Source organism: Anaeromonas frigoriresistens (assembly GCF_016820655.1).
GTDB lineage: Bacteria > Bacillota > Clostridia > Tissierellales > SIT17 > Anaeromonas > Anaeromonas frigoriresistens.
This window is the reverse complement of sequence record NZ_WSFT01000028.1, coordinates 36,750-49,686: the sequence shown is the minus strand read 5'-3', so window position 1 is coordinate 49,686 and position 12,937 is coordinate 36,750. Positions and strand designations below refer to the sequence as shown.

Sequence of the window (12,937 nt, the reverse complement as noted above, 5' to 3'; positions counted from 1 at the left end):
AACTTGTGAAGAGTCCTAAAAGATAAGATCCTTCACTTCGTTCAGGATGACAATCATAGTATGTCCCTGTGAGCTTAGTCGAAGAGTCTAATTTTTTGTTAAGGAAGCTGGAATTTTAATATTGCCTGGAGGTGTAACAATGAATAAAGATCAATTGAAAGCTTTTTTACAAGGGGTAAAAGATGGGGAAATGTCCATTGATGAAGGAGTGGATATCCTTAAAGATTTTCCCTTTGAAGATATAGAATATGCAAAAATAGATAATCATAGGGCATTGAGAAATGGATATCCTGAAGTGATTTATTGTGAGGGTAAAGCCAAGGAACATATAAGAGGAATAATTAAAACTATGCTAAAAAAGGACAATAATATTTTAGCAACTAGAGCTGATAGAGAAGTGTATGAATCTGTTAAGGATTTACATGATAATATAGAATATCATGAACAGGCTAGAATAATAGTTATCAAAAAGAATGAAGTAAAACTTACAGAAGGCAAAGTTCTTGTAACTACTGGTGGTACTTCTGATATAGCTGTGGCAGAAGAGGCTGCCCTTACCTTAGAGGCATTTGGTAATAGGGTAGATCGATTATATGATGTGGGAGTAGCAGGAATTCATAGACTATTATCTAATAGAAGTAAACTAGATGATTGCAATGTAATAATAGCTGTAGCTGGAATGGAGGGAGCCCTAGCCAGTGTGGTAGGAGGTCTAGTGGATAAACCTGTTATTGCAGTTCCTACTAGTATAGGATATGGAGCAAATTTTGGAGGATTAGCTGCATTATTAGCTATGCTTAATAGTTGTGCCAGTGGAATAGGAGTTGTAAATATAGATAATGGATTTGGAGCTGGATATTTAGCTAGTACTATTAATAGGCAGATAGAAATGGCTGGGAAATAGTATCACTAGTGGTCATCCTGAGCGTAGTAGAAGGATCTTATTACTTATAAGGTTATACAGTAAAGATAAAAGTTTATTACATAGGAGGATTACATATGGAAGAAAGAATTTTATATTTCGATTGTTTGTCTGGGATTAGTGGAGATATGACCATTGGAGCCTTATTGGACTTAGGTATTGATAAGGAAAAATTTTTAAATGAACTTAAAAAGATAAATATTGAAGGATATAGTATTAAGATAGAAAAAGGTGAAAAAAGTGGAATAACAGGGATGGGCTTTAATGTTATTTTAGAAGATGAGGGTCATCACCATCATCATGATCATGGGCATAATCATGACAATCACCATGGAGAACATAGAAACCTTTATGATATAGAAAAAATAATAGATGATAGTGATTTAAATGATGGAGTTAAAAATATGAGTAAAAATATATTTCAATATGTAGCAAAGGCAGAGGCTAAGATTCATGGGAAGACTATAGAGGATGTACATTTTCATGAGGTGGGAGCTATTGATTCTATAGTTGATATTATTGGTACAGCTATATGTATTGACATGCTAAAGGTAGATAAAATATACTCATCCCCCTTACACATAGGTACTGGACATGTGAAATGTGCCCATGGGATTATTCCTGTACCAGCTCCAGCTACACTAGAAATATTAAGAGGGATAGATGTGTATTCTACAGGAATAAGAAGTGAGTTAGTAACTCCCACAGGGGCCGCTATCATAAAAGCCTTAGCAAAGGATATCATCCCTACACCGGCTATGGAGATTGAAGGAATAGGATATGGAATAGGTAAAAAAGATTTAGAAATAACTAATATCCTGAGAGTTATGATAGGTAAAAAAAAACTAAAGACAAATTAACTATATTAGAAACTAATATAGATGACATGAATCCAGAGATTTATTCTCATATTGTACCGAAGCTATTGGATATGGGAGCTTTAGATGTATATCTTACTAATATAATTATGAAAAAGAATAGACCTGGAGTGAAACTGTCTGTATTGGTATCAGAGGATAAAAAGAAAAATATAGTAAATGAGATTTTTAAAGAGACCACTACCTTTGGAATTAGAATGTATAAAGTGGATAGAGAGATTCTAGATAGGAAATTTCAAAATATCAATACAAAATATGGAGATATAAGCATGAAAATAGGGATGAGAAATGGTGAGATTATTCAAAGGTCTCCAGAGTATGAAGATGTAAAAAAAGTTGCAGAAAAAAATGGTGTAGCTTTGAAATGTATATATGATGAAGTGACAACAAAGAAGGGATAATAGCCTAAGGCTATTATCCCTTTTTTTGTTGTCATCCTGAGGAATCGAAGGATCTTTCTTTAAGATTCTTCACATCCGTTCAGAATGACAATCTTAAAACTAAATTACATTCTTATATTAGTTAGAGGATCTGTATTTATTAATCCAACTTCTTATCTTCAAATAAATAATCTTGCATTTGTTTTATAGTATCTTCCTCATCATATACTAAATAATAAACTCCGTTGATTTTTTGTCCCTTGACATATCCATCTCTAGGGAATCTCTCCATTTCAGGAGTTATAGATCCATTTGACATTACATTGGTACCCATTTTTATTATTTCTGTATTAGTAAGATTAGTTTTAACCATAGGTAATATTTGATTAGCTAAAGTTATATTAGAAGGAATACTTCTTTCCATTACTTTATGAAATAAAGCCATAAGAACTTCCCTTTGTCTTTGAGTTCTTTCAAAATCTCCATTCCCTACATATCTGATTCTACTATATTTAAGAGCTTGTTCACCGCTTAAATTTTGTAGACCAGCTTGAGATACTCCAGACCTTGAAACTTCATAATCTTTAACATCAATTTTTACTCCACCTACAGCATCTATAATCTTAGGTAAAGTTGAAAAATTTACAGTAGCAAAATCTTGGATATTTAGATTGAAATTTTGATTTATTGTTTTAACTGCTAACTCTGGTCCTCCAAAGGCATAGGCATGATTAATCTTGTCCTTACCTCTACCATCAATATTTACATAGGAGTCCCTCATTATTGAAGTAAGTTTAAGTTTATTATGTTCATTATCTATAGTAAGAATCATAATAGCATCGGACCGACCTGTTACTCCTTCTTCTGCATCTATACCGAATAAGGCAATATTTTTCACTTTAGAATTCTTTTCTTCTAGTTCTTTCATTACATCTTCACTAATTCCCAAATCTTCATTATTATTAGAAATTGACTCTCTATCTAACTTATTCATAGTTGTTACAAAGTACAATCCTCCACCTATTAATAGACCAATAAGAACAGCAGATATACCCAGTAATATGATTTTCTTTTTTGTCATTCTATCATTCCTTTCCTTAAAATACCTACTAAACAATTATATACCTACTTAATCAGAACTACAATATAGTTATAAAAAAATAATATTTAATCTATCTATTTCTTTTAAAAGAAATAGATAGATTAAATAAACTCATTGGAGATGCAAATAAAGTAATTGGGTGTGAGGGGGATGAGTAAAAAAACAAACATAAATTATTTAAATATGACTAATTATCCATTGATAGAAGACTATTTATCCAGTATGGCTAAAAAGGGATGGATGATTAAGAAAATAATCTATAGGAACATTTTTTATTTTTCATGCCACTGAAAAGAGAAATTTAGATTTTTAAATAACTCAATTGATAGTCTATAAAAAGTTTCTAAAGAAGAATGATGGAAATATAGAGCTAGGAAATGATATAGAATTTAGTGGGTCAAATAAATATGGGAAAATTATATGTGGAAAGTGAGTATGAAAGAGTAATGTTTGAATTAAGATACAGATAAATACTTTATTATTTTCATAGAATAATTTACTTTAAATATATTTTCCCCATCCTTTAGGTCCATGTCTAATATCTCTTCTATTTTATTGATTCTGTAACTTATCGTATTTCTATGAATGAAAAGACTTTTTGAAGTTAAGTTGATATTTTGATTATGTTTCAAATAATTATATAAAGTATTGAAATAGTCTTTATTGTGCTTTTCATCATATTCTTTTAGCTTTAGGACATTGGGGGTACAAAATTTTAACATTTCATTCTTGTTATGAAACTCAGATATTAAATCGAAAAATCGTAAATCATCATAAAAAAATATGGAGTCATTTAATGATAATTTTTTTCCGATATTTAGTGCATTGAGAGCTTGTATATAATATTTTTTGAAATCAAGGATGTTATCAAAACTTTCGCTAATACCAGAGATGAGGTTTTCTTTTTTTGCAAATAAAATAAACTTATCTATTTTAGATTTACTTATCTCATTATTTTTATTAGATTCTGATATTAATATAATATTATCTTTATAAAATAAGGACTTTGAGTTTGGAAATAAATTTTCTAAGGAATTTCTCAAGAAATCAGAAGAATTATTAGTTTTATAATTAGATATATCTATTACAAACACATAAAGAGAATTATTATAATTAAAGTTTATAGATTTTAATCTTTCCTGTTTGATTCTTTCATCTTTTATATTATTTTCTAAAAGTTCTAGGAAAAAACTCTCGTAAACAGCTCCTTTTGATTTGTTAAAAAACTTATTAGTAAGAAGCTCCTCTGATATAACATTACTTATTATTGGCAAGAGATTTTCATTTTTATTTTCAAATAAGGTAAAAGATTCTAATACAATTATATATCCAACTAAGCTATTTTTTATAAATACTTTGCTTACTAATCTTCTTATAGGACTTTTATCGCAAGTAACTATATATGGTTCGTTATTGTTGGGTGAATTTTTTACGGATTTTAATTTTTTAACTTCATTAATAAATTCATAAGAACAATACCCAGCATGAATGTTTTCATTCCATAGCTTATCTGTTATTTCATAAGTTGAGGAATAAGATATAATTTTAAAACTGGCATCTATAAATATTAATGGGTTATTTAGTATTTTGGATGATATATTTATTAAATAATTAAGTCCTTTACCTTGTATTAAAGAGTTTAATAATATCGCAGAATTTTTCATGATTTTTAGTTCTTCATTATAAATATCTTGTATTTCGTTAAACAGTAAGAACAAATCAATATTATCTGATAGCAAAATAATATTGAAATCTTCGAATTTAATATTTTCTAAATTGTTTTTGTTACTATCTACTATTACATAAAAGCATTTAGATGATAGCATAGAGAGGTTTATATCTGATGAATTTCCTATATAGAGTATATTATCAGAAAAGATTTTTTGATTTTTAGTTATCAGTCTTATATCTAATATATCTTGTAAAGAATTATAATTGAATATTTTTATATTGTTTTTTTGATTTATAGAATTATATAAATTTAAAAAATTCATAGACATATTATCCCTCCATTTGGTTATTGTTTATGAAGCACAAATTATAAAAATTATTTGTGAAGTATGAATATAGGTTTGTAATCACAAGAATGATAAAATTAAAACAAAGTTAATTCTATTATATAACAAGGGGGTCTCAAAGTGAAATACAATCATCTTTTTGAAAAAGGAAGAATAGGAAAATTAAGAATTAAAAACAGAATTGTCATGCCTGCTATAGGTGTATCTCTTGCCAAGTCAACGGGAGAGGCATCTGATGAATTAATAGCTTATTATGAAGAAAGAGCTAAAGGTGGGTGTGGTTTAATAATTACGGAAATCACAAGGATCGATGATGAATATGGAGTAGGAACATCTAATCAATTAAGTGTTACAAGTTCCAAACATATACCTAGATTAGAGAGGTTAGTAAAAACTATTCATAAATATGATTCAAAAATATTTGTGCAATTACATCATCCTGGTAGACAAACTCATAGTCAGTTGATAGGTGGAAAACAAGTTGTAGCTCCTAGTGCTATAATGTGCCAAAAGACAAAGGAAATGCCAAGAGCTCTTACTACTGAAGAAGTGGAAGGGTTAGTTAAAAAGTTTGTAATAGGAGCTAAGATTGCTCAGACAGCTGGGGTGGATGGAGTAGAAATCCATGGAGCTCATGGATACTTAATAAATCAATTTATGAGTTCTTATTCAAACAAAAGAACAGATAAATATGGTGGAAGTTTTGTAAATAGAATGAGATTTATTACTGAGATTATTTTAGGGATAAAACATATCTGCGGAAAAGACTTTCCTGTAAGTGTAAGAATAGATGGGGATGAATTTTTAGAAGGTGGATATAAAATAGATCAAGGTAAAAAGATAGCCGTTTATTTAGAAAGCATAGGTGTAGATGCTATAAATGTAAGTAATGGAACCTATGAGTCAGGTATAACTATTGTTGAACCAATTTCTTATCCCCAAGGCTGGAAAAAACATCTAGCTAAAACTATCAAAGATGCTGTAAAAATACCTGTGATTGCAGTAGATGTAATAAGAAAACCTAGTTTTGCAGAACAACTTTTAGATGAAGGTGTTCAAGATTTTGTTGCTATAGGTAGAGGTCAATTAGCAGATTCTGAGTGGGCTAATAAGGCATTTTTAGGGAAAGAAGAAGATATCCGTCCTTGTATATCATGTCTTCACTGTTTTGAAGAGCTAGAGTCCGGTAGAATGATTAAATGTGCAGTGAATCCAAAGACAAGCAGGGAATTAGAATTTAAAGAAATTGAAAAATCAGGAGATAACAGAGTGGTTGCTATAGTAGGAGGAGGACCAGCTGGGATGGAAGCTGCTAGAGTATTAGCTCTCAGAGGATTTAAAGCAGTGATTTTTGAGAAAGAGAATGAATTAGGTGGAATGTTGCAATATGGAAATAAACCTCCTAAAAAAGAGAAGATTACTTGGCTAATAGATAATATGCATCATCAAATAAAGGAATTAGGCGTAGACATAAGACTAAATACAGAAGCTACAGTAGAGGAAATTAGAAAACTAGATCCTTATGCTGTATTTGTTGCAGCAGGAGCAGCGCCTACAGTTCCCCCAATCCCTGGTGTTGATAATGACAATGTATATACTATTATAGATATTTTAGGTGGGAAGGTAAGTTTAAAAGATAAAAATATAGCTGTGATAGGGTCTGGATTAACTGGATTGGAAACAGCAGAGTATCTAGGAGAAAATGGTAATAAAATAACTGTTGTAGAGATGCTATCTGAGATAGGGAAAGGTACAAATCCTTCAAATTTATTTGATGTAATGAGTAGACTAAAACAGTTTAATACTGAATTAATTCCAAATCATAGATTAATGAAAATAAATTCCAATTCAATAACTTTAATGGACACAAGATCTCAGAAATACACCAATAAAGAAGTGGACGCAGTTGTATTATCTCTTGGAGTGAGTCCTAGAGAGAATATGGTCAAAGAAATTGAAGATAACTTCGGAGTAGTAAGAGTAATAGGGGATGTAAATGAAGCGGGGCGTATAGCTCAAGCTACTAGAGAGGGATTTGAAAAAGCCTTTGTTTTATAGGTATATACTGATATTTAAGGAGGAGTAGTGATGAGGGAATTCAAAAATAAAGTTGCTGTTATTACAGGAGCCGGTAATGGGTTTGGACTTGAGTTTGCAAAGGAATGTGCGGAAAGACAAATGAAAGTAGTCATTGCAGATATAGAAGAAGATGATTTAAAGAACACAGAAAAAATAGTAAAAGAAATGGGAGCAGAAACTTTAGCTATAGTTACAGATGTATCTATATATGATGAGGTTAAAAAATTAGCAGATAGAACTATCGAAAAGTTTGGATCTGTAGATTTACTATTTAATAATGCAGGGGTTGTAGTAGCCGGTCCTGTTTGGGAATTACCTATAAGAGAATGGGATTGGATAATGGGATCAAACGTTTATGGAATTATTCATGGACTTAAAGCTTTTATTCCAATTATGTTGAAGCAAGATACTCCTTGTCATATTGTTAACAGTGCATCAGTGGCAGGACTTTTAACTACACAAAATATGGTTGCATATCATACAACTAAACATGCTAGTGTTGCCTTAACTGAATCTACTAATTATAGTCTTCAGGCAATTAATTCTAAAATAAAAATGTCTGTTTTCTGTCCAGGATTTGTTCAAACAGATTTAGATAATTGTGATAGACATAGACCTGAGAGATTTAAGATAGATCCTAATGAACCATATTATGAAAGTGCAGCTTATAAAGCTGGAATTGAAAGAGGACATTATGTAATAAATAATGGAATGCCTATAGATTCAATAAGACAAAGTGTATTTATGGCTATCGAAGAAGAGCAATTCTATATCCTAACACATCCACAGTACAACCTTGTTATCGGAAAAAGGGTTAAGGATATGCTTGAAGGAAAAAATCCAGATGTATCAATGTTTTTTAATTAATTTAAACTGACATATAAATTAATATGGATAATTACAGAATTCAAAAAGAAGGTGAGGTATCACCTTCTTTTTGAATTAATAATTAATTAATGACAAAATAGATATGTTACTATATTTTCTCTTGATTTTCCATTGACATAGTACAAATCTTTTGTTAACATATATGAAACTTAATATTTTGAGAAACTCATATATACTCTGGGATATGGCCAGAAAGTCTCTACCGGACAACCATAAATTGTCTGACTATGAGTGGAAAATTGGTGTATACTATATTTTTATATATTTATAACCCCAAGTTCCACTTATGGAGCTTGGGGTTTTTATTGTACGAAAAAAAAGGAGGGTTCTTATGGAAAAGTTTATTGGAGAGGGATTAACATTTGATGATGTATTATTGATTCCAGCTAAATCAGAGGTTCTACCAAAGGATACAAAAACAAAAACACGACTTACAAATAAAATTAAATTAAATATACCCTTATTAAGTGCAGGAATGGATACAGTTACGGAGGCAAGAATGGCAATAGCCATAGCAAGGGAAGGTGGAATTGGAATCATTCATAAGAATATGACCATAGAAGAGCAAGCTATGGAAGTTGATAAAGTTAAAAGATCTGAGCATGGTGTAATAACAGACCCATTTTATTTAGGAAAAGAAAATCTTATATCAGAAGCTGTAGCTCTAATGGAGAGATATCATATATCAGGGGTGCCAATAGTAGATGAGGATAAAAAATTAGTTGGAATTATTACTAATAGAGATATAAGATTTGAAAGAAATTTAGATAAAAAAATAGATGAAGTAATGACAAAAGAAAACTTAATAACAGCTACAGGAAGTATATCTATGGATGATGCCTTAGAGATAATGAAAAGAAATAAGATAGAAAAATTACCTCTAATAGATGAAGGAAATCATCTGACAGGACTTATAACTATAAAAGACATTGAAAAATCAATAGAGTATCCTAATTCCGCAAAGGATGATGGAGGAAGACTTATAGTTGGGGCAGCTGTAGGTGTAACAGTGGATATGATGGATAGAGTTATAGCCCTTAAGGAGAGACAAGTAGATGTGATAGTAGTAGATACAGCCCATGGGCACTCTAAGGGAGTAGTAGATGCAGTAAGGGCTATTAAAGAAAAGTACTCAGAATTACAAGTAATTGCTGGAAATGTTGCAACTTATAATGCTACTGTCGACTTGATAAAGGCTGGAGCAGATGCAGTGAAAGTAGGAATAGGACCTGGATCTATATGCACAACAAGGGTTGTAGCAGGAGTGGGGGTTCCCCAGATAACAGCAATAGTAGAATGTGCTAGAGCAGGAAAAGAATATGATGTACCGGTAATAGCAGATGGTGGAGTGAAATTTTCAGGAGATGTGGTTAAGGCTTTGGCAGCAGGAGCTGATACAGTGATGATGGGTTCATTATTTGCTGGATGTGAAGAAAGTCCTGGAGAAACTGAACTTTATAAGGGAAGAAGATTTAAAGTATATAGAGGAATGGGCTCAATGGGAGCAATGGCAAAGGGTAGCAAGGATAGATACTTCCAAGAAGATAATAAGAAGTTTGTTCCAGAGGGAATAGAAGGAATTGTACCCTACAAAGGACCTTTAAAAGATACTATATATCAATTGATTGGTGGACTAAAATCTGGTATGGGGTATTGTGGATGTGAAACAATTAAAGATTTACAAGATAAATCCCAATTCATAAAGATAACAGGAGCAGGACTTATTGAAAGTCATCCCCATGATGTAGAACTAACAAAAGAAGCGCCAAATTATAGCAAAAGTTAAAAATTAGGAGGGGATATGATGAAAAGTAACTATATTTTAATAATGGACTTTGGTGGTCAATATAGTCAGTTGATAGCAAGAAGAGTTAGAGAAGCAGGGATATATTGTGAGATTTTACCCTTTGATGTATCTATTGATAGGATAAAGTCAAAAAGTCCTGATGGTATTATATTTTCTGGAGGGCCCTCTAGTGTATACGGAGAAGAATCTCCAAAATGTGACGAAGGAGTATTTAAACTAGACATACCTATTCTTGGAATATGTTATGGAGGACAATTAATAGCTCAGCATTTTAATGGAAAGGTAATGAGAGCAGAAGAAAGAGAGTATGGAAAGACAGAACTTAATATAGTAGATAGTAGTGGGATATTTAAAGATTTAGGAGATAATTTAAATTGTTGGATGAGTCATACAGATTTTATCAGTCAGCTTCCTGAAGGGTTTAGTGTTATAGCTAATACTCCCTCCTGTCCTGTAGCAGGAATGAAGGATGAGAATAGGAAAATTTATGCTCTTCAATTTCATCCAGAAGTAAATCATACAGAAAAGGGAACTGAGATGATAAGGAATTTCCTATATAATATCTGTGGATTAATTCAAGATTGGAATATGGGGGATTTTGCAAAGGAAGAGATAGAAAGAATCAAAGAAAAAATTGGAGATAAAAGAGCCATTTGTGCCCTTTCTGGAGGAGTAGATTCTTCTGTGGCGGCAGTATTGGTCCATAGAGCTATAGGACAAAATCTGACCTGTATATTTGTAGATCATGGTCTTCTAAGAAAGGATGAAGGAGATCAAGTTGAAAAGATATTTACAGAAAGATTTGATATGAATCTTATAAGGGTAAATGCCCAAGAAAGGTTTTTATCAAAGCTTGAAGGGATAACTGATCCAGAAATGAAAAGAAAGATTATTGGAGAAGAATTTATCCGAGTATTTGAGGAAGAAAAAAATAAGCTTAAAGATATAGATTATCTTGTCCAAGGGACTATATATCCTGATGTTATAGAAAGTGGTACTGATAAAGCTTCGGTTATCAAAAGTCATCATAATGTAGGAGGCCTGCCTGAGGATGTGGACTTTGAGATCATAGAACCTTTAAGGGAATTGTTTAAAGATGAGGTAAGGGTATTAGGCAGAAGCTTAAATATTCCTGAGGATGTATTGATGAGACAACCTTTCCCGGGACCAGGATTAGCTATAAGAGTTTTAGGAGAGATAACAGAAGAGAAGCTTCATATAGTTAGAGAAGCAGACTATATTTTTAGAGAAGAAATAAAACGGGCTGGATTAGACAAAGATATATGGCAGTATTTCGCAGTGCTACCTAATATAAAAAGTGTTGGGGTAATGGGAGATGGAAGAACCTATGCCCATACTATAGCTTTAAGGGCGGTAAATAGTAGTGATGGTATGACCAGTGATTGGGCTAGAATTCCTTATGAAGTATTAGAAAAAGCTTCTAATAGGATTGTTAATAATGTAGATGGGGTTAATAGGATCGTATATGATATTACGAGTAAACCTCCATCAACTATTGAATGGGAGTGATGATTACTTGTAAAGTAGACATCACGTATTAATCGCGATTTAAATAAGAACTGCATAAAAATAAAAGAAAAGCCTCCTGTCAAGCTTGCTTGTAAAGGAGGCCTTCTTTTATTTTCATATAGGGCGCAGCCCGCATAGTGGATGGCCGCCTAGCGGACATCCACGGGCAGTTCGTTGAATAGAAAATATAATTTGTTTTTTTAAAACTTTTCTTGAAAAGAATTTTATATTAGGTTAGACTTTTCTTAGATCAATATTGATTCAAATAAGAAAAGGAGAGAGTTAAGTATTCTGTGCAGATAATTGACGGTGTAAGAAATGAATGAAAACCAATTTAATGCCCTTGAAGAAATCATTAAAGAACAATATGCCAATATTGCGGGAATGGTGATTTTAAAAAAAGACAACTTCGTTTACGAGAAATATTTTAATGGATATACACAGGAAGATACCATCCATATTGCTTCGGTTACAAAAAGTGTTATTTCAGCGTTGATCGGTATAGCCGTTGATAGAGGCTATATTAAGAACATCGATCAAAAAGTATTGGAGTTTTTCCCTAAGTACAAGGTTAAGCGTGGTGAACGAAAAATACATGAAATCACAATAAGGAACTTGCTGACAATGACAGCACCATATAAATATAAATCGGAGCCATATACCAAAGTATATTCAAGTGATGATTGGACCAAAGCAGCTCTTGATTTATTGGGTGGTAAAGGGACTATTGGAGAATTCAAATATTCTACTGTAGGTGCTCAAATTCTATCCGGTATTCTCACGAATGCAACAGGTAAAACAGTTCTTGATTTTGCAACGGAAAATCTATTTAAGCCTATGAGCATTCGACCGCCTTATAATCAGAAGGTACAAGATAAAGATCAATATCTTGCTTTTCTTAAAAATAAATATGTTAGTGGGTGGGTAGTGGATCCTCAAGGAGTTAATACTGCAGGCTGGGGACTTGCTATGAAACCAAGAGACATGACAAAATTTGGTCAACTGTACTTGAATAAAGGGATTTGGAATGGAAGGCAAATACTTTCGTCAAAATGGATTGAAAACAGCATGAAGGAAAACAGTCGATGGGTTGAAGTGCCATACGGTTATTTGTGGTGGATTATAGAAGACGAGGTTTGCAGTGGTTATGCAGCATTAGGTGATGGTGGGAATGTGATTTTTGTAAGTCCGGAAAAGAAACTGGTTGTTGCTATCACATCCACTTTTATGCCGCGGGTTAAGGATCGAATTGAATTGATAAGAAAACATATTCTACCATTAATCTAAAAAGCTAATTATGATAGTTGAATAATATAACCTAGAAAAGATAAAT

The 12,937-nt window shown here is 32.0% G+C and carries 10 protein-coding genes and 1 riboswitch; of the genes, 8 read left to right on the top strand and 2 right to left on the bottom strand.

Annotation, left to right across the window (positions count from 1 at the left end):
* Positions 1 to 139: 139 nt before the first annotated feature.
* From larB to larC2, 3 genes are all read left to right on the top strand, one after another.
* Positions 140 to 904, top strand: coding sequence for a nickel pincer cofactor biosynthesis protein LarB (gene larB / locus GOQ27_RS06315; RefSeq protein ID WP_203365991.1), 765 nt, complete (start codon positions 140 to 142; stop codon positions 902 to 904).
* A 95-nt stretch (positions 905 to 999) separates the two neighbouring features.
* Positions 1,000 to 1,782, top strand: a complete 783-nt coding sequence (larC, locus tag GOQ27_RS06310) for a nickel pincer cofactor biosynthesis protein LarC (protein ID WP_484477108.1) — start codon at positions 1,000 to 1,002, stop codon at positions 1,780 to 1,782.
* Between the two features lie 26 nt (positions 1,783 to 1,808).
* Entirely contained in the window at positions 1,809 to 2,201 is a 393-nt protein-coding gene (gene larC2, locus GOQ27_RS17605) for a nickel pincer cofactor biosynthesis protein LarC2 (protein ID WP_484477107.1), read from the top strand.
* Between the two features lie 139 nt (positions 2,202 to 2,340).
* On the opposite strand, the gene GOQ27_RS06305 is transcribed toward larC2, so the two are convergent.
* Both GOQ27_RS06305 and GOQ27_RS06300 read right to left on the bottom strand, forming a co-directional pair.
* On the bottom strand, positions 2,341 to 3,261 hold the full coding sequence (locus GOQ27_RS06305) for an LCP family protein (protein WP_203365990.1): 921 nt from the start codon (positions 3,259 to 3,261) through the stop codon (positions 2,341 to 2,343).
* A gap of 476 nt (positions 3,262 to 3,737) precedes the next feature.
* Positions 3,738 to 5,282, bottom strand: a complete 1,545-nt coding sequence (locus GOQ27_RS06300; RefSeq protein ID WP_203365989.1) for a PucR family transcriptional regulator — start codon at positions 5,280 to 5,282, stop codon at positions 3,738 to 3,740.
* Positions 5,283 to 5,420: 138 nt separating this feature from the next.
* Here GOQ27_RS06300 and GOQ27_RS17455 point away from each other — a divergent pair, with 138 nt between their 5' ends.
* The 5 genes from GOQ27_RS17455 (at position 5,421) to GOQ27_RS06275 (ending at position 12,891) form a co-directional block, all read left to right on the top strand.
* On the top strand, positions 5,421 to 7,358 hold the full coding sequence (locus GOQ27_RS17455) for an oxidoreductase (protein ID WP_203365988.1): 1,938 nt from the start codon (positions 5,421 to 5,423) through the stop codon (positions 7,356 to 7,358).
* Positions 7,359 to 7,388: 30 nt separating this feature from the next.
* Complete coding sequence (locus GOQ27_RS06290) at positions 7,389 to 8,246, top strand: SDR family NAD(P)-dependent oxidoreductase (RefSeq protein WP_203365987.1); 858 nt, start codon at positions 7,389 to 7,391, stop codon at positions 8,244 to 8,246.
* A gap of 167 nt (positions 8,247 to 8,413) precedes the next feature.
* A riboswitch (purine riboswitch) is annotated at positions 8,414 to 8,515 on the top strand.
* An 83-nt stretch (positions 8,516 to 8,598) separates the two neighbouring features.
* Positions 8,599 to 10,053: an IMP dehydrogenase gene (guaB, locus tag GOQ27_RS06285; protein ID WP_203365986.1), complete on the top strand. Its 1,455-nt coding sequence runs from the start codon at positions 8,599 to 8,601 to the stop codon at positions 10,051 to 10,053.
* An 18-nt stretch (positions 10,054 to 10,071) separates the two neighbouring features.
* Positions 10,072 to 11,604: a glutamine-hydrolyzing GMP synthase gene (guaA, locus tag GOQ27_RS06280; protein WP_203365985.1), complete on the top strand. Its 1,533-nt coding sequence runs from the start codon at positions 10,072 to 10,074 to the stop codon at positions 11,602 to 11,604.
* Between the two features lie 318 nt (positions 11,605 to 11,922).
* Positions 11,923 to 12,891, top strand: coding sequence for a serine hydrolase domain-containing protein (locus GOQ27_RS06275; protein WP_203365984.1), 969 nt, complete (start codon positions 11,923 to 11,925; stop codon positions 12,889 to 12,891).
* The last annotated feature ends 46 nt before the right edge of the window (positions 12,892 to 12,937 follow it).